The following is a 26927-nucleotide window of genomic DNA, read 5'->3' as shown; positions in this document are numbered from 1 at the left end:
GATCTTCAATGGCGGTGCCGGTTGAACGGTGCGTCCTTGTCGAGCAGCGCGCTGCGCATGAAGTGCAGGCAGCCGACGATCCGCTGCATGTTGCGCCGCGCGTCGGGCACCGCGTACCACGCCTGCAGCGCGTGCTGCGCCGCGCGGATCGCGAGATTCACGGATTTCAGCGTGCGCGCATGGTGGGCGGGCGTCGGATCGTCGAAGAAGCGTGGCAGTTCGAGCAGCACCGCATCGATCGACCCGGTCCAGCGCAGCATCTGCGGCGGCTTCGCCGCGCCGAACGCGTGCAGCTCGTCGCGCAGGTCGATGACCGCGTGGCCGATCTCGAGCGTCGACAGCATCCAGCGCAGCGCATCGCGATGCTGCCGCGTGCGGCGCACCAGCAGCGTCCGCAGTTGCGCCATCAGGTCATGCGTGCTCGACTGGAAGCGCTGCGCGAGGCCGTCCGGCGCACCTTCGCACGCAAGCGTCACCTGGCGGCGCAAGTCGTGCGCGATCCGGCTGGTGAGCCAGGGCATGTGGGTGGGGAACACGACGGCGAACACGAGCGAGCACGCAAGCATCGCGACGACGACCGCCAGCCCGTTGTTGATCAGCACTTCGGGCGTATACGCGATCGTGTTGTCGGGGCCCGCGAGCAGGCAGAAGAACACCGCGAAGCCGATCCCGTAGCCGGACAGGCCGGGTCGCATCGCGAGAAACGCGCCGAGGCCGAGTACGGGGGCGAGCGCCGCGCACAGCAGCGGAAAGCCGTCGATGTTCGGATAGACGTAGCACAGGAACAGATAGCCGACCGCGGTCGCGAACGCCGCGCCCGCGCCCATTTGCGCGACGAACTTCGGCGCGCGCGGCGACGTCGAGCTGAGCGCGCACGCGATCGCGGTGGCGATCACCGCGAGCGAGCCGCTCGGCCATTCGGACGCGATCCAGAACGCGCTCATCGCGCCGACGGCGACCACCGTGCGCAGGAACGCGAAGCCGACGAAGAACGCATTGGTTTTCACCGCGTAATGCGTGACCGAGCGCTCGAACGCGTGATCGTCCTGATCGAGCGACGCGTAGGTGTCGACGTAGCCGAGATATTCGTCGATGAACCGGTACAGCAGTTCGATCGCGGTATCGAAGTCGAGCAGGCCGCCGGCCGCATGGTCCTCGATGGCCCGCCGCGACGCGCGCGCGGCCTTCGGCAATGCACCGTGGAAGCGGCGCAGTTCGAGCAGCGCGCCCGTGGCCGGCGCGATGCCGCGCGGGCGTTCGTCGCGTAACGCGGCAAAGCGCAGCGCCAGCGCGTCGACGTGCGGCGCCAGCGCATCGAGCACCGCGTCCGACTGACTCGCACGCAGCCGTTTGACGAGCTGATGCAGCGCATGCAGCCGCGTGCATGCGTTCATGAACTCGCTGTTCAGCCGCGCGAGCCGGCGGCTGCGCGCGCGAATGTGCGGATCCTCGAACGACGCGAACGCGCGGTTGGCTTCGAAGCCGACGATATCGTCGACGAAATCGGCGAAGCGCCGCTCGAAATCGCCGCGCGCGACGTCGCCCGAGAGCGCGCCGGCCGCGAACGCCGCGAACGTCGCGTGGCGTGCGCTCAACGAGCGCATCAGCGCCTTCGCGGAACTCAACGGCAGGATCAGCGCGCTGACCGCGCCCGAGCACGCGATGCCGAGGGCGACTTCCGCGGCGCGCGTGAGCGCGGACTGGAACAGCGTCTGCGGCGTCATCACGGCCGGCAGGCCGATCAGCGCGGCCGTATAGCCGGCGAGCACGAAGCCGTACCAGCGGAAGTGGCGGTTGCGTACCGCGAGCGCGATGCAGCCGCCGATCCACAGCGTGATGCCGGCCATGTACAGCTCCGGCTGCTGCGCGAACAGCCCGCCGAGCGCGAGCGCGCCGACGAGGCCGGCCGCCGTGCCGAGCACGCGGTAGAAGCTCTTCGCGAACACCATCCCCGACAGCGGCTGCATCAGCACGAACACCGTCGTCATCGCGGTACGCGGCTGCGACATCTCGAGACGCATCGCGATGCCCATCGCCAGCAGCGCCGCGAGCACGGTTTTCGCGAGGTGCAGCCAGATCATCCCGTCGGTCGTGGCCCAGTCGCGCGCCGCGTTGCCGAGCGGATCGAGCCATCGCCTCCATCGTGCCGGTTCGATGGAAGGTCGCGCGATCGCAGGTGGTGGCTTCATGAAAAGAGGGCCCAAGGCCGACCGCGCGAGCTGCCGCGGCGGGTCCGAACGGGTCCGTTCGACTGGTGAGGCGCCGATTGTAGGAGTGCGGCGCCCGCGCATTAACGCAGCTGCGGGGAAACGATAGTTGCAGCCGGAGTAACAATCTGTCGCATCCGGTGGAGGAAAATGGCGGCTCCGCTACAGGTCGCTCACAGGAATGGATACCCTACAAAACATGCGGGTGTTTTCGCGCGTCGTCGAGACGGGCAGCTTCACCGCCGCCGCGCAATCGCTGAATTCGACGACGGGCGCGATGTCGCGCGCGGTGTCGGAGCTCGAGGCGCGCTTGCGCACCCGTCTGATGAATCGCTCGACGCGGCGTCTCGCGCTCACGTCGGCCGGCGAAAGCTATCTGCGGCGCTGCCGCCAGATCCTCGCCGACGTCGACCGCGCGGAAGAAGAGGCGAGTTGCGCGCACGAGCGCCCGGCCGGCGTGCTGCGCATGCACAGCTTCGCGAGCGTCGGTCATCACTATGTCTTGCCCACGCTGACGCGCTATCACGCGCAATTCCCGGACGTGTCGATCGAGCTGTCGCTGTCGCAGCGCATGCCCGACCTGTTCGACGGCACGAGCGACACGGCCGTCGTCACCGCGTCGTCGCTGCCCGATTCGGAACTCGTGTCGCATCTGCTCGGCTCGACGTTCAGCATTCTGTGTGCATCGCCCGACTACGTGAAACGGCACGGCGTGCCGGCCCGCCCGCAGGATCTCGCCGCGCATGCGTGCCTGACGCTGTGTACGCCGGCGTTTCCGACGCACGAATGGGTGCTCGAAGGGCCCGAAGGCGTCGAGCAGATCCACGTCGCCGGGCCGGTGCAGACCAACACCGCCGAATCGCTCGCGCTCGCGATCCGCGACGGCATCGGGATCGGCATGCTGCCGCTGTATTCGGCGATCGACGCGCTGCGCGACGGCACGCTCGTCCGCGTGCTGCCCGCGCATATCCTGCAGAAGATGAACGTGTATGCGCTGTACCCGTCGCGCCGCTTCGTCGATGCGAAGGTGCGGACCTGGGTCGAGATGCTGCGTGCGCAGGTGCCGACGATGATCGCGCGCGACGTCGAGATGCTGAACGCGATCGGCCGCGAACCGCAGGCCGCCTGAGCGCGGCCGCCTGGACCCCGCGCGCGTCGGCGCGCGGCGGGTTGCTTCATTTCATGACCATGCCAAAACCACGTCGCTCGCCATGCACGCTTGATGCGAGCGACGCGCGTCGTCACAGCGCGGGCTTGGCCGCCGCGCCCGATTCGGTTGCCGGCTCGCCGGCCGGGCCGTACGCGGCCCGCGCCGCTTTCCGCTCGGCAAGACGCTTCGCCTGCAGTCGTTCCTGCGCCGCGAGGACGTCGTCCGGATAGTTGCCGACTTCCCCGCGCGCCGGGTTGTAGCCGACCGATTCGAGATCGATCAGCTCCTGCAGCACCTGCGCGCGCGTGACGGGCGACTTCGCCTGCTGGGCGAACGACAGGGCCGGTGCGGCAAGCAGGACGGCAGCGGCGGCGGTAACGACGAGCGATTTCACGAGGTTCTCCTGAACAAGGGGTGGGTGGCCGGATCGACACGCGGTGCGCGGCGCCGACCTTCGACGTCAGTCTACGTAGCGAGTCCGCGTGCAAACACCCCGATTCCAGCAGGGCTGCGTTCCAGAAGGAACAACATTGGCGTCGTCGTCCGCGGCCGCCGGACCCGTGTGTGACACGGGCGCCGTGCACACGGGCGCCGTGCACACGGACGACGTCGCGCGATGCCCGTCAGAACCGCGTGCGCATGCCGATCGTGCCGACCACCTGGTTCGCGGTGCTCGATGCGCCGCCCGACGTATTGATGAACGCCTGGTAGCCGCGGCCCGACGCATGCTGGAACATCGCTTCCGCGTACAGGTCGGTGCGGCGCGACAGCTTGTACACGGCCTGCAGGTTCGCCTGATGCCATTTCGGGTCGGTGCCGTGCTTGCTGTCGGGATTCGACACGCTGGCGTCCGTGTACACATAGGCCGCGCCGACGCTGATGGCCGGCGTCACCGCATAGCGCACGTTCAGGTCGTAGTTGTTGAACGCGATCTGGCCGCTGGAGCCGAACGCGCCCGTGTTGTCGTACTGCGAACGCGTGTAGACGAAGCCGACGGTCGCCGGGCCGAACACGTAGCTGACGCCGCCGCCGTAGGAGCGCATGCGGTCCGAGCCGATCGACCAGCCGCCCTGGTTCAGGCTCTTCGCTTCGGCCGAATCGGTCGCGCCGGGGCTAGCGCTCGTCGAGCCCTTCGTGCCGTTCATCTGCAGGTAGGCGCCGGCCAGCTTTAGCGGGCCGTTCGTGTAGCTCGCGGCCATGCTGTACGCGCGGTTCGCGCTGAAGTTCGCCGAGTTGGAGAACGCGTACAGCGCGCCGACCTTGAAGCCCGCGATCGTGTCGCTCGTGTACTTGACCGCGTTGTTGATGCGCAGCGAGTGGTTCAGGTTGTCGTTGTCGAACGGATGCGCGAAGCCTGCATCGCCGAAATCGCCGGACGTCGCGGACAGCGGCGCGACGAAGTCGACCATCGTGTCGTACTGCCGGCCGAGCGTCAGCGTGCCGTAGCCGGCCTGGCTCAGGCCGACATACGCGTGACGGCCGAACAGCTTGCCGTCCTGGCCGAGCCCGCCGTTGTTCGCGTTGAAGCCGTTCTCGAGCACGAACAGCGCCTTCAGGCCGCCGCCGAGATCCTCGGTGCCGCGCAGGCCGAAGCGGCTGCCGTTGATCGTGCCGGTCGCCATGCGCCACTGCGACGCGCCGTTCACGTTGTTGGTATAGGCGATGCCGGCGTCGATCAGGCCGTACAGCGTGACCGAGCTCTGCGCGTGGGCGAGCGGCGCGAACAGGGCGGCGGCGCACGCGCCGGCGATCAGGGTTTTTTGCATCATCAAGCTCCTGCGTGTGGGACGGGAAACCAAAGTTCGGCGCAAGTATAGGAATGCGCGTCGCGCGCACGGGCCGAGCGGCCGCGAGCGCACTGTTCCGGATCGTGCAAGAGTCGTTCACAAAACCGACACGACGCGATGCGCCCGCGCCGGCCGGCGGTTCCTGCGCGACGGCCTGCCCGCGGCTTCCGTCCGGCGCGGCCCGGCTGTCGTGTCGATGCAACATGCGCGGTACGTGCGCGCATCGCCGCTTTTCCTCCATACTGGTCGCCCGGACCGCACGGCCGCCGACGCAGATCGCGCGGCCGTGTCAACGCATACGACAAGAGGCCACCCCATGAACCTGTTCAACGTACGCCTGCGCGGCCGCGACGGCCTGTTCACGATCGGCGTCGATGCCGGCAAGATCGCGCGGATCGATGCGCAAATCGCACCGGTCGCGTCGACGAACCCCGACCATATCGACGGCGGCGGCCGGCTCGCGATCGCGCCGCTCGTCGAACCGCATATCCACCTCGATGCGGTGCTGACGGCCGGCGAACCCGCGTGGAACATGAGCGGCACGCTGTTCGAGGGCATCGAGCGCTGGGCCGAGCGCAAGGCGACGATCACGCACGAGGACACGAAGGCGCGTGCGCATGCGGCGATCGGCATGTTGCGCGACCACGGGATCCAGCACGTGCGCACGCACGTCGACGTGACCGATCCGACGCTCGCCGCGCTGAAGGCGATGCTGGAAGTGAAGGACGAGGCGCGCGGGCTGATCGACCTGCAGATCGTCGCGTTCCCGCAGGAGGGCATCGAATCGTTCGACGGCGGCCGCGCGCTGATGGAGCAGGCGATCGAACTCGGCGCGGACGTCGTCGGCGGGATCCCGCATTTCGAGAACACGCGGGAGCAGGGCGTCAGCTCGATCCGCTTCCTGATGGATCTCGCGGAACGCACGGGCTGCCTCGTCGACGTGCACTGCGACGAGACCGACGATCCGCATTCGCGCTTTCTCGAAGTGCTCGCGGAAGAAGCGCGCGTGCGCGGCATGGGGGCGCGCGTCACCGCGAGCCACACGACCGCGATGGGTTCGTACGACAACGCGTACTGCTCGAAGCTGTTCCGGCTGCTGAAGCGGGCGGGGCTGAACTTCATCTCGTGCCCGACCGAGAGCATCCATCTGCAAGGACGCTTCGACACGTTTCCGAAGCGGCGCGGCGTCACGCGCGTCGCGGAACTCGACCGTGCCGGGATCAACGTGTGCTTCGGGCAGGATTCGATCAAGGACCCGTGGTATCCGCTCGGCAACGGCAACATCCTGCGCGTGCTCGACGCGGGCCTTCACATCTGCCACATGATGGGTTACCAGGACTTGCAGCGCTGCCTCGACTTCGTGACCGACCACAGCGCGACGACGATGCATCTCGGCGATGGCTACGGCATCGCGGTCGGGCGGCCGGCCAATCTGGTCGTGCTCGACGCGGACAGCGACTACGAAGCCGTGCGCCGGCAGGCGAAGGCCACGCTGTCGGTGCGCCACGGGGAAGTCATCATGCGGCGTGAACCGGAGCGCATCACGTATCCGGATTGATCAGAAAGGCGGGCCGTCGTGGCCCGCTGGCCGTCAAGTATTCGTAAAATACATCAGTCGATTCGAAAAATACGTTTGTCTCATGAGAGGCCGGGGCCTACGATTCGGTCCTGACGATGGCGTGCCCCTTTGCGCACCGTCCTTTTCCCTCTTCGTTCGCCGACCCCATGCGCCTCGATCTTCCGTCCGCCCCCGTTGCTGCTTCGCCGACCGCCAGTCCGTTCGCGCGCATGGCCGTCGTCACTGTCCTGACCGGCCTCGGCGCGGGCCTCGGCGGCATGCTGCTCGCGCTGCTGCTGCATGCGATCCAGCACCTCGCGTACGGCTACAGCCTCGCGCACGTGATCGGGCCCGAGAGCTTCCTCACTGGCGTGACCGCGGCCGAGCCGTTGCGCCGGTTGGCGGTGCTGGCCGGCTGCGGGATCGTCGCCGGCGGCGGCTGGTGGGCGCTTTACCGGTATGGCCGGCCGCTCGTCAGCATCCGTCGAGCGGTGCGTGCTGCCGATCCTCGGATGCCGTTCGTCAGCACGACGGTTCATGCGCTGTTGCAGATCGTCACCGTCGCGCTCGGCTCGCCGCTCGGTCGCGAAGTCGCGCCGCGCGAGATCGGTTCGCTGCTCGCCGGGCGGTTTGCCCACGCGGCGCGACTCACGCCCGACGACTGCCGGCTGATGGTCGCGTGCGGCGCCGGCGCGGGGCTCGCGGCCGTCTACAACGTGCCGCTCGGCGGTGCGATCTTCGTGCTCGAGGTGCTGCTCGGCACGTTCGAATTGCGGGCGCTGATCGTGGCGGTCGTCACGTCCGCGATCGCGGCGGTCGTCGCATGGATCGGCCTCGGCAACGAGCATCAGTACACGGTGCCGGCGTTCGTGCTGAGCACGCCGCTCGTCGCATGGTCGATCGTCTGCGGGCCGCTGTTCGGCTTCGCCGCGTACGGTTTCGTCCGGCTCACGAGCCGCGCGCGGGCGAACGCGCCGAAGGACTGGCGGCTGCCGGTGTTCGCGCTGCTCAATTTCGCGGTGATCGGCGTGCTTGCGATGGGGTTTCCGCAACTGCTCGGCAACGGCAAGGGCCCGGCGTCGCTCGGTTTCGACGGCACGCTGACGATCGGTTTCGCCGCGACGTTGCTCGTGCTGAAGGTGCTGATCGAGGCCGGCAGCCTGCGGGCCGGCGCGGAAGGCGGGCTGCTGACGCCGGGTCTCGCGAACGGCGCGTTGCTCGGGGTCGTGCTCGGCGGACTGTGGAGCGCGGTGTGGCCGGGCGCATCGCTCGGCGGATGCGCACTGATCGGCGCGACCGCGTTTCTTGCCGCGTCGATGCAGATGCCGATCACGGCCGTCGTATTGATGCTCGAATTCACGCGTGCGAATCACGACAGCCTCGTGCCCATGCTGCTGGCCGTGGCGGGCTCGCTTGTCGCGTACCGGCTTGCGCAGAAGCTGGCGGAGCGGCGAGCGACAGCGATCGCCGCCGTCAGCACGCCGGAGGCGGTTGCCCGCTAGCGGGCTTACCCCAGGACTCGAATACGCATCGACGATCGCCGCGATTCATCCACGACGTGGCGTATCTGGGGGCGTTGCGCGGGTACGGGAAGAGCATGCAACGCTGACGCCTCAATTCCGTCTCGGAGTGGATTGGCTGGCAAAACCATCGTACCGATCGCGCAAATTTCTGGAGCCTGTCATGAGGGGAGTCCGGATCGCTGCCGCGTTGGCGTGCATCGCGTTTCAACCGACGATGGCCGTGGCGAAGGCGTCGTACAAACCTCGCCCGAGGCCGGCTCACGAACTTGCCTCCAGAACTTCAATGCAACGGCGCGCCGCATGCCATTTCATCGACGCTACTCAAGCGTCCGGATCGAATTGCTGATCCCGCGCGCGCAGTCGATTACCGCCGGCGCGAGCTTGCGGCGCGCGTCGTCGAACGTCCAGCGGCTCGTCGGCGCGACCACGTGCACGGCCGCGACCGGCTGCCCCTGGCTGCCGAGCACGGGCGCCGCGATCGACATGTCGCCGATGAACAGTTCTTCCTGGTTGGTCGCGTAGCCTTCGCGCCGCGCGCCGTCGAGCAACGCGACGAGATCGTCGAGCGCCGTGACCGTGCGCGGCGTATGCGGCGTGCGCGCCATGCCGTCGAGCCGCATACGCGCTTCTTCCGGCGGCAACGCGCTCAGGAACGCACGACCGGAGCCGGTGCAGTACATCGGGATGCGGCTGCCGATCGGCATGTGGATCGGCACGAACTTCGTCGACACGAAACGCGCGACGTACACCATTTCATCCTCGTCCGGCTCGGTGAGATTGGTGGTTTCGCCGGTCAGGTTCGTGAGCTCGGACAGGAACGGATTCGCGACGTCGATCAACGTATCGGCCGCGAGATAGTTGAAGCCGATCCGCATCACGTGCGGCGTGAGCTGGTAGCGCCGCGTGACCGGATGCTTGCGGATGTAGCCGAGCTTCTCGAGCGTATAGACCATCCGCTGCGCGGAGCTTTTCGTCATCCCCGCCGCGTCGGCCACTTCCGCCAGCGTCATCGTGCGCCGCTTCGCGCTGAACGCGCGCAGCACGTTCAGCCCTTTTTCCAGCGACTGGTTGAACAGCAGATCGTTTGCTTGGTCGGGCGACGTGTCCATGGCGAGGGGCGGGATCGATTCGATATCGCATCATATCGTATCGAATATCGATACGCAAAAATCTATTTGCGATATTTTTGATTCGTTTTAAGATCAAGTCATCGTCGCAGCGTCGATTAGCGACCGGCCGGCGCCCGGATTATTCGAGGAGGAGTCACCATGGTTCCGTTCATCAAGCGGTTCGGCGCACTGGCCGCCGGTTTCGCCACCTGTATCGCACTCTCCACGGCATCGGCGGGTGCCGTTGCGGCCGAGCCCACGCTGAAGGTCGGCGCGACGGCCACCGGCGTGCCGTTCACGTTTCTCGACGTCAAGAGCAATTCGATCCAGGGGATGATGGTCGATGCGATCACCGCGGCCGGGAAGTCGGCCGGGTTTCGCGTCGACGTGCAGCAGACCGTGTTCTCGGCGCTGATCCCGTCGCTCACCACGCAGAAGATCGACATCATCTCGGCCGCGATGCTGAAGACGCCGGCGCGCCAGCAGGTCGTCGATTTCTCCGACACCGTCTATTCGTTCGGTGAAGGCCTGATCGTGAAGGCCGACGACCCGGGCCGCTATACGTCGATGGACGATTTCAAGGGCCAGGTGGTCGGCGCGCAGGTCGGCACGGCGTTCGTCGACGCGCTCAACAAGAAGGGCATCTTCAAGGAAGTCCGGACCTACGATTCGATCGCGGACATCATGCGCGACGTCGCGCTCGGACGCATCAAGGCCGGCTTCGCCGACCAGCCGATCGTCGCGTACCAGATCGAGCACGGCGTCAATCGCCAGGTGCGGCTCGTGCCCGAATACCAGAGCGTCGTGAAGGGGCAGGTGTGTTTCATCGTGCGCAAGGGCGACACAGCGACGCTCGAACAGCTCAACGGCGCGATCCGCAAGATGAAGACCGACGGCACGCTGCAGCAGATCCTGCAGAAGTGGCACATGAGCTGAGCGTCGTCGTTCGATTCCCGACCCGCATCGCCCGCGCGTCGCGGGCATCCATCGCGGCGCGCCGTCCGGTCGTCGCATAGGAGACCTCATGTTTTTTCAGAACGCGATCGATTTCCTGCCGATCCTGCTGAAGGGCGCGGTGGTCACGATCGAGATCACCGCATGCGCATTCGTGCTCAGCTCGGTGCTCGGGCTGATCCTCGCGCTGCTGAAGGTGTCGCGCCATCGTGCCGTCTCGACGGCCGGCAGCACGATCATCAACGTGATCCGCGGGCTGCCGATCATCGTGCAGCTGTTCTACATGTACTTCGTGCTGCCCGATCTCGGCGTGCAACTGTCGGCGTTCCAGGCCGGCGTGCTGGGCCTCGGCATCGCGTACTCGGCGTATCAGGCCGAGAACTTCCGCGCGGGCATCGAGGCGATCGACCACGGCCAGATCGAAGCCGCGCACGCGATCGGCATGCGCGGCCCGATGATCATGCGGCGCGTGGTGTTGCCGCAGGCGTTTCGCATCGCGCTGCCGCCGTACGGCAACACGCTGGTGATGCTGCTGAAGGATTCGTCGGTCGCGTCGACGATCACGGTCGCCGAGATCACGCGCGCCGGCCAACTGATCGCGTCGTCGACGTTCCAGAACATGAGCGTCTACACGCTCGTCGCGCTGCTGTATCTCGCGCTCGGCCTGCCGCTGATGTTCGGCGTGAACCGGCTCGGCAAGCGGCTCGCACTGAGGAGAGGCGCATGATCCGGATCGATTCGATACACAAGCGGTTTCAGCAGCACGCGGTGCTGAAGGGCGTGAGCCTCGACGTGCGGCAGGGGGAGGTCGTGTGCCTGATCGGGCCGTCCGGGTCCGGCAAGTCGACCGTGCTGCGCTGTATCAACGGCTTCGAGACCTACGACGAAGGGTCGATCACGATCGACGGCGTGAAAGTCGACGCGCATTCGAAGCGGATCCACGAACTGCGGATGCGGGTCGGCATGGTATTCCAGCGCTTCAACCTGTTTGCGCACCGCACGGCGCTCGAGAACGTGATGGAAGGGCCGGTGCACGTGCGGCGCGTGCCGGTTGCCCAAGCGCGCGAGCAGGCCCGCGCGCTGCTCGACAAGGTCGGGCTTTCGCACCGGATGAATGCGTATCCGTCGGAGTTGTCGGGCGGGCAGCAGCAGCGCGTCGCGATCGCACGCGCACTCGCGATGGCGCCGCAGGCGATCCTGTTCGACGAGCCGACGTCGGCGCTCGATCCCGAGCTCGTCGGCGAAGTGCTCGGCGTGATGCGCGGGCTCGCCCGCGACGGGATGACCATGGTGGTCGTCACGCACGAAATGGCATTCGCGCGCGAGGTGGCCGACCGCGTGTGCTTCCTGCACGACGGCACGATCTGCGAAAGCGGGCCGGCGCGCGACGTGCTGACCCAGCCGGCCCATCCCCGCACGCAGGAATTCCTGCGTCGTCTGCTGGCGTCGGACGGCGCCGATCACCGGGATCGAACATGAGCGCAACGAACGCGGCACCCGGATGGCCGGATTCGCTGTGGGCGGCGACCGCCGCGCCGGCGCCGGATACGCCCGCGCTCGATGCGTCCGTGTCGTGCGACGTGGCGATCGTTGGCGCCGGCTTCACGGGCTTGTCGACGGCACTTCATCTGGCCGAACGCGGCGCGAACGTCCGCGTGATCGACGGCGCGCAGCCGGGCTGGGGCGCATCGGGCCGTAACGGCGGGCAAGTGATTCCAGGGCTGAAATACGATCCGGACGAACTGGTCCGCCGGTTCGGCGACGAGACTGGCGAGCGGCTTGCCGGCATCGTCGGCGGCGCGGCCGATACCGTGTTCGACCTGATCGCGCGGCACGGAATCGACTGCGATGCGCGTCGCGCCGGCTGGATCCAGCCGGCACCGACCGCCGCGATGCTCGACACGGTCGCGCGCCGTGCGCAGCAGTGGGCCGCGCGCGGCGCGCCGGTCGACGTGCTGAGCCGCGACGACGTCGCGCGGCGGCTCGGCACGCCGGCGTATGCGGGCGGCTGGATCGATCGCCGCGCGGGCAGCGTGCAGCCGCTCAGCTATACGCGCGGCCTGGTGCGCGCCGCGCAGGCGAGTGGGGCGGTCGTGCACGGCTCGACCCGCGCCGTCGGGTTGACACGTGCCGACGGCCGCTGGCGGATCACGACGTCCGGCGGCGCGACGTTGTCGGCCGAGCGCGTCGTGATCGCGACCAACGGCTACACCGACGGGCTATGGCCCGGCTTGCGCCAGTCGGTGATCGCCGCGAACAGCTTCATCGTCGCGACGGAACCGCTCGCGCCGGCGCTCGGTCGCGACATCCTCGCCGGCGGCGAGGTCGCATCGGATGCGCGGCGCCTGCTGCTGTACTTCCGCCGTGACGCGGCCGGGCGCTTGCTGATGGGCGGCCGCGGCCCGTTTGCCGACCCGCGCGCGCCGAGCGACTGGCGCCACCTCGAACGCGCGACGACGCTGTTGTATCCGCAACTGAAGGGTGTTCGGTTCGAATACCGCTGGGCGGGGCGCGTGGCGATCACCGCGGATTTCCTGCCGCACGTGCATGAGCCCGCGCCGGGCGTGACGATCGCGCTCGGCTACAACGGCCGCGGCATCGCGATGGCGACGACGCTCGGCAAGCATCTGGCCGCCCATTTGTCGGGCGATGCGCAACTGCCGCTGCCGTTTCGGGTCACGCCGATCCGGCCGATCCCGTTGCACGGGCTGCAGCGCTTCTATATCGCGGCCGGCGTCGCGTGGTATCGCTTGCTCGACAGCCTGTCCTGACGCAGGCGTGACGGCAGTCGCCATCCGTTATCCGATCGGGCAGAATCGGCCTGCCCCGTTTCGACCGACGGATACCGCATGAACGAACCGACCGAACCGAACGAATCACCCGGCCGCCGCGCGTACGCGAGCTTCGCGCAACGCTATGCGGACATCGCGCCGACGAAGGCGCACAACGCGCTCTACGAGCGACCGGCCACGATGGCGCTGCTCGGCGACGTCGACGGCCTGACGGTGCTCGACGCCGGCTGCGGGCCCGGCATCTGCAGCGCGCATCTCGCCGGTCACGGCGCGACCGTGCGTGCGTTCGACGTGACGCCGGAGATGGTTGCGCTCGCGCGAACCCGTTGCGCGGGGCTGGCGGTCGACGTCACGGAAGGCGACCTCGAAGCGCCGCTCGCGTGGCTGCCCGACGCATCGGTCGACAAGGTGCTGTGCTCGCTCGCGCTCGACTACGTGCGCGACCTCGCGCCGACGCTGCGTGAATTCCGGCGCGTCGCACGCCCCGGAGGGACGCTCGTGTTCTCGATGGCGCATCCGATGCGCGACTGGATGGACGAACGCACGCGCGGCGACGGCACGTACTTCGACACGTCACGCTTCGGTTTCCACTGGTCGGGGTTCGGCGAACCGCGGCCCTACGTCGAAGCGTGGCGGCGGCCGCTCGCCGACATCCTGAACGCGGTGGCCGACGGCGGCTGGCGGCTCGACCGCTTCGTCGAACCGACGCCGCTGCCGGAGATGAAGGCCGTATCCGAACGGCTCCATGCGGAGCTGTCGCTGGCGCCGGCCTTCCTGTGCATCCGCGCGCGCTGCTGACCCGTCGCGGCGCCCGGCCGGCGGCTCAGTGCTGCGCCGGGGCGTCCGTCAGCGTGCCGAGAAACGCCTCGATATCCTTGATGTCCTGCGCCGTCATCGCGGGTTTGTCGCCCGGCTTGCGATCGAACGGAGCGTCGGTCACGTCGACGTTCGCGCGATATTTCGGCGGAATGTCGTCGTATTCGTCGACCTTGCCGTCCGCGCCGCGCGAATAGAACTTCTGCGGCGAAATGCTGCGCTCGTTGTAGAACGCCATCACCTGATCGAGCGTGTGGAACACGCCGTTGTGGAAGAACACGTGGCGCGTCGCCGAATTGCGCAGCGTCGGCGTCAGGAACATCCCGCAATACTGCGTCTGGTCCTTCAGGTCGTCGCGGAACGGCCCGCACACGCCGAGATCGTAGAACGCCGGGTTGCGGTTCTGCGCCAGCGCCCGGTTGCGCGGCGCGCCGAGCGCCTCGTACTGGTAATCGGTAAACATCGGCGGCAGCCCGTCCTTGCCGGGTTTCGACAGGTGGCAACCCGCGCAATTCGCCTTGTCCGGATCGTTGAACAGGCGCAGCCCGCGCAACTCGGCCTGCGTGAGGCGCGCGCGGCCTTCGAGCCAGCGGTCGTACTTGCTGTCGTACGGATGGAACGACGGATCCTCGACCTGATACCGCGCGATCGCGAACATCGCTTCCGACACCGCGAGCTGCGGCGTGGAAAACACGCGCGGCCCGAACAACTGCTCGATCTGCGCGCGATGCGACGACTGCGCAAGCTTGCGGGCGACGTCGTCGACGCTCGCATTCGCCATCTCGACCGGATTCAGCAGCGGGCCGAACGCCTGCTGCTGCAGCGTATCGGCGCGGCCGTCCCAGAACATCCCGCCCTGCGGCACGAGCTGCGGCGCGGCCGCCGTGCCGGCCACCTTCTGCGCCTTGACGACGCCGGCCGCCGCCGTGGCCTGCTGCGCGACGCTCGGCGCGGCATCGTTTTCGCCGGCATCGGGGCCGATGCTGAAGTTCGGCTGGCGGTACAGGTACATCAGCGACGGCGGCGGACGATAGCCCTGCTGCGTCATCGCGAGGCCGCCCGGCTGCACGTCGAGCCCATTCGGCGGGCCGTACGCATGATCGGGGCTGTGGCACGACGCGCACGACTGCTTGCCCGACGCCGACAGCGACGGATCGTTGAACAGCGCGCGCCCGAGCTGCGCGACCGCCGACAGCGGCTGCGCGGCGGGCCGCTGCAGCACGACCGGATGCGGGTTCGCGCCGGTCCAGTCGGCGACCACGGTGCCGATCGCCGCCGGCACCCGCGCGGGAAACGCGATCGCGAACGCGGCATAGCCGAGCACGGCCGCGCCGAGCACGAACGCCGCGCGGCGCGGCAGGCGGGAAAGGGCGCGCGGCGCGGGCGTGCCGGCGGCATCGGGAGACGGAAACGCGGAGCGAGCTGTCATGCTGTCGTTCGAAAATCGGGCGCCGCACGAAGCGACGCGTTGAAATGGAAACGGCCGGCGCGTGACGCGCCGGCCATGCGGTCAGGCAGTACCGGTCAGATCGCCGGGGCCGCGCTCAGTGCGGTGCCGAGCGTCGGGTCGAGATACAGCGGCGACGTGTTCGGCTTCGACGTGAAGTCGAACAGGTTGCGCAGGTCGCCGGCCGTCGCATCGAACGATCCGCCGCCGATACGCTGGCCGCCGAGCCAGTTGTCCTCGATGAAGCGCACGACGGACGCCTGGTCGAGCATCGTGTGATCGACGTAGTTCTGCTTGGCGTACGGCGAAATGACGACGAACGGGATACGGACACCCGGGCCGCAGCGGCCGTTGACCGGCTGCCCGGCCAAGCCTGCGTCAGCCGTGCCGGTGCCGCACTTTCCGGCGCCGTTGAGCTGGTCGACGGCATCGAACGACGCGTGCGTCGGCGGCGTGTACACGTGGTCGTACCAGCCGTCCGAGTCGTCATAGGTGACGATCACGGCGGTGTTCTGCCAGTCCGGCTGCTGCTGCAGGAAGTTGACCACCTTCGTCACGAACACCTGCTCGTCGAGCGGATCCGAGTAGCCAGCGTGGGCGTCCTGCGCGGCCGGTGCCTTCAGAAAGCTGACCGACGGGAAGTTGCCGGCTTTCACTGCCGCGAAAAAGTCGTCGCTGTCGTACTGGTGATTCGCCGGTTCAGCCGTCTTGCCGTCGGTCTGGACGCTGGAGCCGATCGCCGCGATCGAGCTCGGGCGCGTGTGCTGCGGGTTCGCGGTCGACGCGTAGTACTGGAACCAGTTGTGGTGCGGGATGTAGTCGGCCGTCGCGGCGTTCACGGCGGTGGCGACCGTGCTGCGCGCGCAGCCCGTCGTGCCGTTGCCGTTCGTCGTCGACAGGTTGAAGCCGCCCATGAAGCCGCCCCACGTGATCTTGGCCGCGTTCAGCAGGTCGCCGATGTTCTTGCCGGTCATCATCGCCTGGTCGGTCTTGCTCGAGCACACGTCGTAACCCGGATCGACGTCGTTGATCATCGTGTAACCCGTCTGGCCGTCGTTGATGTAGTACGACGTGGCGGCGAGCGTGGACGGCTGCTTCGAGGTCTTGACGATCTGCATCCCGTTGGTTTGGCCGGCGATCAGGTTCAGCGCGCCCGGCGTCGACGGGCCGTAACCCGTCGTGAACGTGTTGTCGCTCATCGCGAAGCGCTGCGCGTAGTTCCACAGCGCGGTCACCGTGTTGCCGTCGAAGTAGCCCATCACCTGGCCCTTCGTGCCGAATGCGCCGGCGCCGCCGGACGAGCCCTTGCCTGTGTATTTCGGGAACAGGTCCGCCAGGCCGTTGTCCTCGGCCTGCTGTTCGGCCGTGTACGCGTGGTTCTGGTCGGCGGTCGCGGCCTGCGTGCGGTCGAGACGGAACGGGTTCGCCGCGTCGGTGCCGTTGGCCGTGTTAGTGAAGTTCGGGTTCGCGGTGAGCAGCGTGCCCGTCAGCCCGTTGATCGTCGGCGTGCCGGCCTTTGCGGTGAACGCCGGTTCGCCGGCCGGGTTCGACGCGTTCGGGTAGGTGCCGAAATAGTGATCGAACGACACGTTTTCGCCGTAGATCACGACGACGTGCTTGATCGGCGTGGCGGTCTGCAGCGCATCCTGCGACGACACGGCGGGCGTCGGCGTGGAATCGTCGCTGCCGCCGCAGGCGAACAGCGCCAGCGCTGCGGCTGCGCAGGCAGTGACGAGCAAGGCTTGACGGAACATCGGGAAACTCCAAAAGGTCTTCGGTGGTGGAGAGCGGCCCCGTCGCCGTGTCGGTTCGGCGCGAAGCTCGCGAGAGAGCACGCGCATTGGAACAGCCGCGTGTGAAGATATGGGGACGGAGTGTTTTCGCGACGGTTGCGCTCCGGTATCGGTTTCATTACGGTGCGGCGCGAGACGAAAGAGAATGGAAAGGGATGGGGCGCCCGCAACCTCCGCGTCACATGTCGTGGCGTGGCGGCTGCTTGCGGCGCAAGCATTGCCGGGCGGGCGATGGGAGCACGCGGCCGGAACGTTGACGGCGCGTCGAGCGTCGCGTTTTTGACAATCCGGTGACGCGTTCATACGATGGACGCCTGCCGCGCACCGCGCGGCCCTCCCACCCGTCAGCGAGGTTTCAGCGTGCCGATCCCCGTTCTGTTTGCCGTTCTGTGCGCGGCGTTCCTGCATGCGTCATGGAATGCGCTGGTGCGCAGCAGCGGCGACCGGCTGCGCTCGGCGACGGTGCTGCAGATCGCGATCGGGCTGTTCGCGCTGCTGTTCCTGCCGGCCGCCGCGCCGATCGCGCCCGCGAGCTGGCCTTGCGTCGTCGCGTCGGCCGTGATCCACGTCGTCTATACGCTGCTGCTCGTCCGCGCTTACGAGCATGGCGACCTGAGCGTCGCGTACCCGGTCGCGCGCGGCACGGCGCCGCTGCTCGTCACGCTCGGCGCGGCGGCGTTCGCGGGCGAGCGCCTGAACGTCGGCGCGCAATGCGGGCTCGTGCTGATTTGCGCGGGCATCATGGCGATCGGGCTGGAGCGCGGACGCGGCGCGCAACACCGGATGATGCAGGTGCTGCCGACCGCGGTCGCGACCGGCGTGTCGATCGCGGCATATAGCGTGGTGGACGGGATCGGTGTGCGCGAGAGCGGCAGCACGGTCGGCTATACCGCGTGGATGTTCGTGCTGACCGGCGCGATGATGGCCGCTTACTACCGGCTGCGGGCCGGGCCGTTGCGGCTGACGCAGGCGGTTGGCGAGACGGCGAAGGCCGCCTGCGGCGGGGTATTCGCGGCGCTCGCGTACGGCATCGTGATCTGGGCGATGGATCGCGCGCCGATGGGGCCGGTGTCGGCGCTGCGGGAAACGAGCGTGGTGTTCGCGGCGCTGATCGCGCGCGTGTATCTCGGCGAGCGGCTGACGCCGCGCCGGGCGGCCGGTTGCGCGGTGATCGCGGCGGGCGCGTTGTTGATCAGTGCGTTCGAGGTGGTGCGGTGAACGCATCCGCCTGGTACGCACCGGCCGGGTGGGTCAGCTTTCCACCGGCATCGCGCTCGTACACTTGATCTCGTCGAGGCATACGCTCGAATGCACGCCGCTCACGCCGGGAATGCGCATCAGCGTTTCGAGCAGGAATCGCGACAGCCCCTTCAGATCGTGCGCGACGACTTTCAGCACGTAGTCGATGTCGCCCGTCACCGAGAAACATTCCTGGATCTGCGCGAGATCCGACACGAGCTTCTGGAATTTCGATAAATCGCGGATATGCCCGCGCTCCATCGTCACGTGCACGAACGCGGTGACGCCGAAGCCGAGGGTGTCGGGGCAGAGCCGGGTTTCGTAGCGGCGGATCGCGCCGATTTCCTCCAGCCGCCGGTGACGTCGCAACGTCTGCGCGGGTGACAGCCCCACGGCCTTCGCCAGATCGAGGTTCGACGCGCGGCCGTTCTCCTGCAGCACCGACAGCAACTGGCGATCGATACGATCGAGAACCGGGTCAGGCATTTTTGTTTCCTCATTCGTCTCCCGGATGCAATCTTATCTCATAATGTAGGGTTTGCATGAGCGGGTTACGCAACCCGATTTCGCGGTCGCGACGCTAAACTGACGCCGGATTTTCGTGTGCGGCCGCAGCAGTGCGGCGTGAGCGGGCGACTCGGCGGGCGGTCTGGCCGGCCTGCTGACGCGGATCGGTTGCGGCCGCACGCGAAGATTGCAGTCCCGAACCCGGCGCCCCCACGAACGATCGCCGGCACAGCAAAACAGCGCCCGGCACACCGAGGCGCGCCGCACCGCTTCCGGCGGAGGCGGGCAGAATGGAGAAGACATGGTTTCTGGAAACGAGAGCGACGGCCTGAAGCGCGGGCTGAAGAACCGGCACATCCAGCTGATCGCGCTCGGCGGCGCGCTCGGCACGGGGCTGTTCCTCGGCATCGCGCAGACAATCAGGATGGCCGGCCCGTCCGTGCTGCTCGGCTATGCGGTGGCCGGCATCGTCGCGTTCTTCATCATGCGCCAGCTCGGCGAGATGGTCGTCGACGAGCCCGTCGCCGGCTCGTTCAGCTACTTCGCGAACAAATACGTCGGCCACTTCACCGGCTTCCTGTCCGGCTGGAATTACTGGGTGCTGTACATCCTCGTCAGCATGGCCGAGCTGTCGGCCGTCGGGATCTACGTGCAGTACTGGTGGCCCGGCGTGCCGACCTGGGTGTCGGCGCTGGTGTTCTTCGTCGCGATCAACCTGCTGAACCTGGCCAGCGTGAAATCGTACGGCGAGACGGAGTTCTGGTTCTCGATCATCAAGGTCGCCGCGATCGTCGGGATGATCGGCTTCGGCGGCTGGCTGCTCGCGAGCGGCCATGCGGGGCCTGAAGCGAGCATCGCGAACCTGTGGCAGCACGGCGGTTTCTTCCCGAACGGCGTGTCCGGGCTCGTGATGTCGATGGCCGCGATCATGTTCTCGTTCGGCGGGCTGGAGCTGATCGGCATCACCGCGGCCGAAGCGGACGATCCGAAGCGCAGCATTCCGCGCGCGACCAACCAGGTCATCTACCGCATCCTGATTTTCTACATCGGCGCGCTGGCCGTGCTGCTGTCGCTGTATCCGTGGGAGAAGGTCGTCACCGGCGGCAGCCCGTTCGTGCTGATCTTCCACGCGCTGAGCAGCAACCTGGTCGCGAACGTGCTGAACGTCGTCGTGCTGACGGCCGCGCTGTCGGTCTACAACAGCGGCGTGTACAGCAACAGCCGGATGCTGTTCGGCCTCGCGCGACAGGGCAATGCGCCGAAGGTGCTGTGCTCGGTCAACAAGCGCGGCATCCCGCTCGCCGCGCTCGGCGCGTCGGCGCTCGCGACCGGCGTGTGCGTGCTGGTCAACTACTTCATGCCGGGCAAGGCGTTCGAGGTGCTGATGGGCCTCGTCGTGTCGGCGCTGATCATCAACTGGGCGATGATCACGGTGATTCACCTGAAGTTCCGCCAGGCCAAGCGTGCTGCGGGGGAGCAGACTTCCTTCCGCAGTCTGGGCTATCCTTTCACGAATTACCTGTGCCTGGCATTCATGGCCGGCATTCTCGTCGTGATGTACCTGACGCCGGATCTCCGCCTGTCGGTGTACCTGATCCCGGTATGGCTCGCGGTGCTCGCGATCGGGTATCGCTTCCGTCAGAAGAATGCCGGCTTTGCGGTGCACGACGGCGCCTCCGCACGCTGACGCAGGCCACGACCGACCATTCTTCCAAACGAGACCGACTCAAGCCATGTTCGAACACATCGATGCGTACCCGGGCGACCCGATTCTGACGCTCAACGAGAACTTCCAGAAAGATCCGCGCGACCAGAAGGTCAACCTGAGCATCGGGATCTATTTCGACGCCGAAGGCCGGATTCCGGTGCTGGGCGCGGTGCGCGAAGCCGAAACCGCGCTGCAGCGCGACAGCGGCCCGAAGCCGTACCTGCCGATGGTCGGCCTGGCCGCATATCGCGACGCCGTGCAATCGCTCGTGTTCGGCGCCGATCATCCGGCCCGCGCGGCCGGCCGCATCGCGACGCTGCAGACGCTCGGCGGCTCGGGCGCGCTGAAGGTGGGCGCCGATTTCCTGAAGCGCTATTTCCCGGATTCGCAGGTATGGCTCAGCGATCCGAGCTGGGAAAACCATCGCTTCATCTTCGAGCGCGCCGGCTTCACGGTGAACACGTATCCGTACTACGACGAAGCCACGGGCGGCCTGAAGTTCGACGCGATGCTCGCGGCGATCGACGCGCTGCCGGCGCGCAGCATCGTGCTGCTGCACGCGTGCTGCCACAACCCGACCGGCGTCGATCTCGACGAAGGCCAGTGGGAGAAGCTGATCGACGTGATCGAGGCGCGCGGGCTGCTGCCGTTCGTCGACATGGCGTACCAGGGCTTCGGCGCGGGCCTCGACGCGGACGCGTTCGCGGTGCGCGAGCTGGCCCGCCGCGGCGTGCCGACGCTCGTCGCGAACTCGTTCTCGAAGAACTTCTCGCTGTATGGCGAGCGCGTGGGCGGCCTGAGCGTCGTCTGCGAGGACGCGGCCGCGGCCGAGCGCGTGCTCGGCCAATTGGCCGGCGCCGTGCGTTCGAACTACAGCAATCCGCAGACCTATGGCGCGAAAGTCGTCGCGGCCGTGCTCGGCACGCCGGCGCTGCGCAAGCAGTGGGAAGAGGAACTGTCGGCGATGTGCCGCCGCATCGCGCGGATGCGCCAGTCGATCCATGACGGCCTGCGCGACCACGTGAGCGGCGAAGCGCTCACGCGCTACGTGAAGCAGCGCGGGATGTTCACGTACACGGGCCTGACCGAATCGCAGGTCGACGCGCTGCGCGAGGTGCACGGCGTGTACATTCTGCGTTCGGGCCGGATGTGCGTGGCGGGCCTGAACGACTCGAACGTCGGCATCGTCGCGGATGCGATCGGCAAGGTGCTGAAGAGCGGCGTCTGAGCGCGGCGCGGCGGCGCGCCAAGATGAAGAACCGGCTGTGTCCCGTCGCGGGCGCAGCCGGTTTTTTGTTGGGCGGCCGCGGTCATGTGCGATGCCCGGCTGACGCATGGGCAGGCGCGGCGGTACGATCACGGGATCGCATGCGGGACAGGGAGGCAGAGGAGCGACATGGGCATCCGGATCATCCAGCTCGGCACGCCGCGCGCGGCCGGCGAGGGCCTGCGGATCGGCACGGTGCGGCGGCCGCCGCGCGGCGTACCGAAGGCGGAATTCGCGTCTCGCGACTACTATGACGTATGGTTGCCGACGCTGTCGCCGAGCCCCGAACTCGTCGCACAGGCGCAGGCCGCCGAAACCGACGCCGAATGGAACGCGTTCAAGCGCCACTTTCGCGCGGAGATGGCGCACGGCGACGCGGCGAAGGTGCTGGATCTGCTGGCCGCGCTGTCGGCGACGACCGCGTTCGCGATCGGCTGCTACTGCGACGACGAAAACCATTGCCACCGCGGCGTGCTGCGCGAACTGCTCGCGGCGCGCGGCGCGGCGATCGAGCCCGACGCCGGCTGAAGCGGCGGCGCGGCGCCGCACCGTGATCGTGCGGCGCAGCGAACCGATTGACGTGAATCAAGCGCGCGGCCGCGCGCGCCACTATGCTCTCGTCATGGAGCCATCACGACGATGACAGGCCGACAAATGCACATCGTTTTCCCGCCCGAACCGCCGGAATACTGCGCGCGCGATCTGGTCGTCGCGTTTTCGGCGCTGGTCGACGGGCGTTGCGTCCAGTGCGCGGTCACGGCCGAGGCGCTGGAAGACCATTTCGGCGCGCGGTCGCTGCTCGAACGCGATCTGCTGGGCGCATTCGACGCGCATCGGTCGGCCATCGAGGCGATGGCCCGGCGAATGCTGGAGGAAATCGGCGGCCGGCCGGTGCTGCTGCATAGCGGGCACTTCCGGCTCGAAGGCTGATACCGCAGGAGGGCGCATGACACTGCAGGGCAACATTCACGAACGCGACTGGTCGGTCGAAGTGGAGACGCGCCCGTGCGAATCGGGCGAATTCCGCTGCCGCGTGTCGGTCGAGCACGGCGCCGGCGCCGCGCGGTTTCATCATACGTTCGAGCACAGCCACGCGTATCCGACGGAGCGCGAGGCGATGATCGAAGGGCTGCGAGCCGGCATGACGTGGATCGAGATGAAGGCGTCGCAGACCTTCAACGTATGAACGGCCCCGCGCCAGCGCGGCGCGGGCAGACTATCGGCCGGCAGCGATCGAAGAATGCGCGCCGCGCCACGGGAAACACGTGCCGCCCATCGTGAGGCGGACGGTACATGCAAGGCGGTCGACGAGCGGGCGGCCCCGTCAGGAGAGACGACATGGGCGTGGGCATGCAGATCGCCTGCCTCGGATTCACGGGTTCGGCTGCGGTCGAGGCCGAAGCCGGCGCGCAACTGGTGCGACTCGAACGGTTTCGCGCGCTGATCGACGGTTGCCATCTCGCGATCGAATCGCGCGCGGCGGCCGATGGCGCGCACCGGTACGACGTGCGGCTGGACCTGGTGATGCGCGACGCGACGCTCCGGTCGCTGCCGCCGTGCGTCGGGGCCGACGTGGACGACGCATTGCGTCGCGCGTTCGCGCAGGCCGAACGGGCGCTGCTCGCGTGGCAGGCAGGCGCCGCCACGGTCGCGCTGCGCGACGCGGCGACAGGCGACGCGACGCGGTGACGCCGCGCCGGCCGTCCGGCGCCGTGCGTCAGACCCGCGCGAGCGCTTGCGCGTCGATGATGCGCACGCGCTTGCCGCGCGTTTCGACGAGCGCGTCGCGATGGAACCGCGAGAACATCCGGCTGACGGTTTCGAGCTTCATCCCGAGATAGCAGCCGATTTCCTCGCGCGTCATCCGCAGGTTGAATTCGGTCGCCGAATAGCCGCGCGCCTCGAACCGCGACGACAGGTTCAGCAGGAAATGCGCGACGCGCTGCTCGGCCGACATCGTGCCGAGCAACAGCATCTGGCTCGATTCGCGAACGATCTCGCTGCTCAGCATCTGGTAGAGGAAGTGCTGCATCGGCTTGATCTCGCGGCACGCCGCTTCGAGCGCGGCGAACGGGATGATGCACACCACGCTGTCTTCCAGCGCGATCGCGTCGCAGCAGTGCTGGCCGCCGCCGATGCCGTCCATCCCGAGCGTTTCGCCGGCGATCTGGAAGCCCGTCACGTGCTCGCGGCCGTCGCGATGCATCATCACCGTCTTGAACGAACCCGCGCGCACCGCATAGATGCTCTGGAACGGATCGTCGGTGCGGAACAGCGCGTCGCCCTGGCGAACCTGCCGCGTCGTGCAGATGATCGCGTCGAGGCGGCCGTATTCGGCGGGCGTCAGCTGCGGCGGCAGGCACATCGAGCGCATCGCGCAGGCCGAGCAGCGTGCGGCCGGGTGCTTGGCGGTATCGGCGCGCGCGACCGGGCGCAGCGGAATCGTTGGCCGGGGTACGACGGACACGTCGGCGAAGGCGGTGGCGGTGGACATGAGGCGCTCCGGCTCGTCAGGGGCGGCGCACGCGAGCGTGCACCAGGGATTCGATGACACGGCATGCGGCGTCGAATTCGACGGTCTTGTCGAAGAAGTAGTCGGCTCCCGCCGTCGCGCATGCCTCTCTGAATGCCGGCGCCGAGTGGTTCGTCAGCACGATCGTGACGATGCGCGGCGCGGCCTTCGACAGCATCCCGATCAGGTCGAGACCGCTGCCGTCCGCGAGCCGCACGTCGACGATCACCACGTCCGCGCGGCTGATGCGGATAAGCGTCCACGCGTCCTGTCCGTCTTCCGCTTCGCCCACGACGGCGACGCCGCGGATCGCGCCGACGAGCAGCGCGATCCGCTGGCGGACGGCAACCGCGTGATCGACGAGAAACACCCTGAGTGCGGCGGGGGACAGGCTGGCATTCATGCGGGCAGTATCGTGTTGCGCCGCCGAAATTGAAATCGGCCGAATTGGAACTTCATGTAGGCCGCTTCGACGCGGTGTAGGGCGTTTCCTACACCGCGTACGGGAAATCGCCGGTATGAATCCGACGATGCGATGCCGCGCGAGCGGCGCGAACGACTGGGCGGCCGGGTCAGCCGGCCTCGCGCGCGGCCAGTGCGTCGCGCGCGGCGCGGCACGCGGCCAGATCCCACGCGGCGCAGCCGACGCTCTTGAACAGCAGCGGGCCGCCGCGGGCGAAGGTGCCGTTCAGCACGTCGGCGAGCGACGCGACGTGCTGCCAGTCGACCTGCGCGACGATCAGGTCGCCGGCTTCGTGGCGCGCGCCGGCCGGATCGTCGACGACGAGCCGGCTGCTCCGCACCGTGCTCGCGTCGATCTCGGCGGCATCCGCGGTGAACGCGCCGACGCCGACCACGAGCCGGCCTTCGCGCGCCGCTTCGCGGTAGACGGGCGTGCGGCTCGTCGTCAGCGTGACGATCGCGTCGATCGCGTCGGGAATCGCGTCGCCGTCGAGCGGCGCGAGCCGCGGCGCATGCGCGCGATGGGCGGCGCAGAAGGCGGCCGCGCTGTCCGCGCTCGTGCCACGCACGTGAAGGCGCGCGTCAGGGAAGATCGCCGCGAGCGCTTCCGCGTGATTGGCCGCCTGCTTGCCGGTGCCGATCAGCAGGATGTCGCGCGGCGCGGTGCCATGCAGCGCCTGGATGCCGAGCGCGGTGATCGCCGCCGTGCGGCGGCCGGTGACGGTCGGGCCGTCAAGCGCGAAGCGCATTTCGCCAGTCGTCGCATCGTACGCGGTCACTTGCCCGAGGATCGTCGGCAGCCCGCGCGCGCCGTTGCCGGGACATACGTTCACGAGCTTGTGGCTCGCCAGGTCGTGGGCGCTCGACGGCATCGACAGCATCACGCCGCCGCGTTGCAGCGGCACGACCAGGCGTTCGGGGCTGACGATATCGCCCGCCGCATAGTCGACGACCGCTTGCCTGAGCGTGGCGAGCAGCGACGGGTAGTCGAGCAGCGCGGCCGTGTCGGCCGCATCGAAAACGGGAATCGGGGAAAAGGCGGTCATCGTGTCCGTCGTGGGCGTCGGTGAGCGTGGGCGGCGGACGCATGCCGCGGCCGCCGCAGGTCTGCCGGATACCGTGACACAGGGCAGTGTGGATCGAATCTATACCACTTGCTGGCGCGTCGGCAACCCAGAAAATAAAGCACGTCGGGGATTTTGGTTCTAATATCTGGCCAAAACGTTCGCCGCTGCCGCGCTGCCCGCGCCGCTCCGGTATAGTGCGAACCCATTCCAGATCCACGCCCGCGAACGGGCAGGAGCCAACCGATGATGTCCGCGCGTCCCGACTCACTCGAAGGCGGTTTCAGGCCGCTGCAGATCTACGAGCAGGTAGCCGAAAAGATCCGCGACGAGATCCGCGCGGGGCGCTACGCGGCCGAGTCGCGGTTGCCGTCCGAGCGCGAGCTCGCGGCGCTGTTCCAGGTCGGCCGGCCGGCCGTGCGCGAAGCGCTCGGCGCGCTGCAGAACGAAGGGCTCGTGTTCACGAAGCGCAATTCGGGCACTTACGTCGTCGCGGCGCCGCTCGACGTGCTCGCGCAGCGCGGCGACGCGCACGCGGCATCCGAGGCCGACTTCAGCCCGACGTCGACGCTCGACGTGCGGCTGATCCTCGAGCCCGCGATCGCGCGCCTCGCGGCCGCCCACGGCCGCGCCGACCCCGGCGCCGAGCGCTATCTCGCGCAGATGGAAACCATCACCGACGTCGACGATCCGCACCAGCGCGCACTGTGGAACGAGAGCGACCGGCTGTTCCACCGGCAGCTCGCGCTGATGACCGGCGACGCGCTGATCGTGAAGATCGCGGACGAGGTCGCGAAGACGATGGATCAGCCGCTGTGGAAGCGGCTGAAGGACGACGGCATCTACGACGCGGGCCGGATCCGGCTCTACGTGTCCGAGCATCGGTTGATCTACGAGGCGATCGTGTCCGGGGATGCCGATGCGGCCGCATTCTATGTCGAACAGCACATTCGCCGCGTGCGGCGCGACATTGCGCCGAAGTGAAGGGCGTGATTTGGTCTTTAACGTGACCAAAATCCTGATAATTATTTT

The 26927-nt window shown here is 67.9% G+C and carries 26 protein-coding genes; 16 read left to right on the top strand and 10 right to left on the bottom strand.

The features are described 5' to 3' along the window. Window positions 1-5: 5 nt before the first annotated feature. Window positions 6-2189: an FUSC family protein gene (locus QZM72_RS08805; protein ID WP_301737849.1), complete on the bottom strand. Its 2184-nt coding sequence runs from the start codon at window positions 2187-2189 to the stop codon at window positions 6-8. 199 nt (window positions 2190-2388) lie between these two features. Between QZM72_RS08805 and QZM72_RS08800 the strand changes: the two genes are divergently transcribed. Beyond that, window positions 2389-3336: a LysR family transcriptional regulator gene (locus QZM72_RS08800; RefSeq protein WP_089469741.1), complete on the top strand. Its 948-nt coding sequence runs from the start codon at window positions 2389-2391 to the stop codon at window positions 3334-3336. A 112-nt stretch (window positions 3337-3448) separates the two neighbouring features. Here the strand turns inward: QZM72_RS08800 and QZM72_RS08795 are convergent, their stop codons facing one another. Continuing rightward, window positions 3449-3751 (bottom strand): DUF4148 domain-containing protein, encoded by a 303-nt coding sequence (locus QZM72_RS08795; protein ID WP_089469742.1) that lies wholly within the window; start codon window positions 3749-3751, stop codon window positions 3449-3451. Window positions 3752-3980: 229 nt separating this feature from the next. Further along, window positions 3981-5123, bottom strand: a complete 1143-nt coding sequence (locus tag QZM72_RS08790; protein WP_301737958.1) for a porin — start codon at window positions 5121-5123, stop codon at window positions 3981-3983. 337 nt (window positions 5124-5460) lie between these two features. On the opposite strand from QZM72_RS08790, the gene codA reads away from it, so the two are divergent. After that, a complete protein-coding gene (gene codA / locus QZM72_RS08785; RefSeq protein WP_301737848.1) occupies window positions 5461-6702 on the top strand; it encodes a cytosine deaminase in 1242 nt (413 codons plus the stop codon). Between the two features lie 167 nt (window positions 6703-6869). Then, on the top strand, window positions 6870-8204 hold the full coding sequence (locus tag QZM72_RS08780) for a chloride channel protein (protein ID WP_301737847.1): 1335 nt from the start codon (window positions 6870-6872) through the stop codon (window positions 8202-8204). A 338-nt stretch (window positions 8205-8542) separates the two neighbouring features. Here the strand turns inward: QZM72_RS08780 and QZM72_RS08775 are convergent, their stop codons facing one another. Further along, a complete protein-coding gene (locus tag QZM72_RS08775; protein ID WP_089469745.1) occupies window positions 8543-9334 on the bottom strand; it encodes an IclR family transcriptional regulator in 792 nt (263 codons plus the stop codon). 159 nt (window positions 9335-9493) lie between these two features. On the opposite strand from QZM72_RS08775, the gene QZM72_RS08770 reads away from it, so the two are divergent. From QZM72_RS08770 to QZM72_RS08750, 5 genes are all read left to right on the top strand, one after another. Then, the gene (locus QZM72_RS08770) at window positions 9494-10270 is read left to right on the top strand and encodes an ABC transporter substrate-binding protein (protein WP_089469746.1); all 777 of its coding nucleotides are present in this window, start codon (window positions 9494-9496) and stop codon (window positions 10268-10270) included. A gap of 88 nt (window positions 10271-10358) precedes the next feature. Further along, window positions 10359-11015, top strand: coding sequence for an amino acid ABC transporter permease (locus QZM72_RS08765; RefSeq protein WP_089469747.1), 657 nt, complete (start codon window positions 10359-10361; stop codon window positions 11013-11015). Beyond that, entirely contained in the window at window positions 11012-11767 is a 756-nt protein-coding gene (locus QZM72_RS08760; protein ID WP_301737846.1) for an amino acid ABC transporter ATP-binding protein, read from the top strand. Before QZM72_RS08765 ends, QZM72_RS08760 begins: the two co-directional genes overlap by 4 nt. Continuing rightward, window positions 11764-13059: an FAD-binding oxidoreductase gene (locus QZM72_RS08755; RefSeq protein ID WP_301737845.1), complete on the top strand. Its 1296-nt coding sequence runs from the start codon at window positions 11764-11766 to the stop codon at window positions 13057-13059. Before QZM72_RS08760 ends, QZM72_RS08755 begins: the two co-directional genes overlap by 4 nt. A gap of 78 nt (window positions 13060-13137) precedes the next feature. After that, window positions 13138-13878 carry a class I SAM-dependent methyltransferase gene (locus QZM72_RS08750; RefSeq protein WP_301737844.1) on the top strand — a complete coding sequence of 247 codons (741 nt, stop codon included), beginning with the start codon at window positions 13138-13140 and terminating at the stop codon, window positions 13876-13878. A 25-nt stretch (window positions 13879-13903) separates the two neighbouring features. Here QZM72_RS08750 and QZM72_RS08745 read toward each other — a convergent pair whose 3' ends face one another. Then, the gene (locus QZM72_RS08745) at window positions 13904-15325 is read right to left on the bottom strand and encodes a cytochrome-c peroxidase (protein WP_301737843.1); all 1422 of its coding nucleotides are present in this window, start codon (window positions 15323-15325) and stop codon (window positions 13904-13906) included. A 95-nt stretch (window positions 15326-15420) separates the two neighbouring features. Then, window positions 15421-17097 (bottom strand): phospholipase C, encoded by a 1677-nt coding sequence (locus tag QZM72_RS08740; protein WP_301737842.1) that lies wholly within the window; start codon window positions 17095-17097, stop codon window positions 15421-15423. Window positions 17098-17442: 345 nt separating this feature from the next. On the opposite strand from QZM72_RS08740, the gene QZM72_RS08735 reads away from it, so the two are divergent. After that, the gene (locus tag QZM72_RS08735; RefSeq protein WP_089469753.1) at window positions 17443-18354 is read left to right on the top strand and encodes an EamA family transporter; all 912 of its coding nucleotides are present in this window, start codon (window positions 17443-17445) and stop codon (window positions 18352-18354) included. Between the two features lie 33 nt (window positions 18355-18387). On the opposite strand, the gene QZM72_RS08730 is transcribed toward QZM72_RS08735, so the two are convergent. Further along, window positions 18388-18861, bottom strand: coding sequence for an Lrp/AsnC family transcriptional regulator (locus QZM72_RS08730; RefSeq protein ID WP_069616529.1), 474 nt, complete (start codon window positions 18859-18861; stop codon window positions 18388-18390). Window positions 18862-19183: 322 nt separating this feature from the next. On the opposite strand from QZM72_RS08730, the gene QZM72_RS08725 reads away from it, so the two are divergent. The 6 genes from QZM72_RS08725 (at window position 19184) to QZM72_RS08700 (ending at window position 23546) form a co-directional block, all read left to right on the top strand. Beyond that, the gene (locus tag QZM72_RS08725; protein ID WP_301737841.1) at window positions 19184-20569 is read left to right on the top strand and encodes an amino acid permease; all 1386 of its coding nucleotides are present in this window, start codon (window positions 19184-19186) and stop codon (window positions 20567-20569) included. A 46-nt stretch (window positions 20570-20615) separates the two neighbouring features. Further along, window positions 20616-21818, top strand: coding sequence for an amino acid aminotransferase (locus tag QZM72_RS08720; protein WP_069616531.1), 1203 nt, complete (start codon window positions 20616-20618; stop codon window positions 21816-21818). Between the two features lie 168 nt (window positions 21819-21986). After that, window positions 21987-22385 (top strand): DUF488 domain-containing protein, encoded by a 399-nt coding sequence (locus QZM72_RS08715; protein ID WP_301737840.1) that lies wholly within the window; start codon window positions 21987-21989, stop codon window positions 22383-22385. 111 nt (window positions 22386-22496) lie between these two features. Beyond that, window positions 22497-22787, top strand: a complete 291-nt coding sequence (locus tag QZM72_RS08710; RefSeq protein WP_301737839.1) for a DUF1488 domain-containing protein — start codon at window positions 22497-22499, stop codon at window positions 22785-22787. Between the two features lie 16 nt (window positions 22788-22803). Next, entirely contained in the window at window positions 22804-23043 is a 240-nt protein-coding gene (locus tag QZM72_RS08705) for a hypothetical protein (protein WP_006479066.1), read from the top strand. 152 nt (window positions 23044-23195) lie between these two features. Continuing rightward, window positions 23196-23546: a metal ABC transporter ATPase gene (locus tag QZM72_RS08700; protein WP_089469756.1), complete on the top strand. Its 351-nt coding sequence runs from the start codon at window positions 23196-23198 to the stop codon at window positions 23544-23546. 28 nt (window positions 23547-23574) lie between these two features. Here the strand turns inward: QZM72_RS08700 and QZM72_RS08695 are convergent, their stop codons facing one another. From QZM72_RS08695 to lhpI, 3 genes are all read right to left on the bottom strand, one after another. Beyond that, window positions 23575-24351 (bottom strand): helix-turn-helix domain-containing protein, encoded by a 777-nt coding sequence (locus QZM72_RS08695; RefSeq protein ID WP_301737838.1) that lies wholly within the window; start codon window positions 24349-24351, stop codon window positions 23575-23577. A gap of 16 nt (window positions 24352-24367) precedes the next feature. Continuing rightward, a complete protein-coding gene (locus QZM72_RS08690; RefSeq protein ID WP_089469758.1) occupies window positions 24368-24772 on the bottom strand; it encodes a response regulator transcription factor in 405 nt (134 codons plus the stop codon). Between the two features lie 169 nt (window positions 24773-24941). After that, window positions 24942-25877 (bottom strand): bifunctional Delta(1)-pyrroline-2-carboxylate/Delta(1)-piperideine-2-carboxylate reductase, encoded by a 936-nt coding sequence (gene lhpI, locus QZM72_RS08685; protein WP_301737837.1) that lies wholly within the window; start codon window positions 25875-25877, stop codon window positions 24942-24944. Between the two features lie 264 nt (window positions 25878-26141). Here lhpI and QZM72_RS08680 point away from each other — a divergent pair, with 264 nt between their 5' ends. Continuing rightward, window positions 26142-26879 (top strand): FadR/GntR family transcriptional regulator, encoded by a 738-nt coding sequence (locus QZM72_RS08680; protein WP_069616537.1) that lies wholly within the window; start codon window positions 26142-26144, stop codon window positions 26877-26879. Window positions 26880-26927 lie beyond the last annotated feature (48 nt).

Source organism: Burkholderia sp. AU45388 (genome assembly GCF_030481585.1).
Taxonomy (GTDB): Bacteria; Pseudomonadota; Gammaproteobacteria; order Burkholderiales; family Burkholderiaceae; genus Burkholderia; species Burkholderia sola.
The sequence above is the reverse complement of the archived record's forward strand: the minus strand, read 5'-3'. Positions and strand labels throughout refer to the sequence as shown.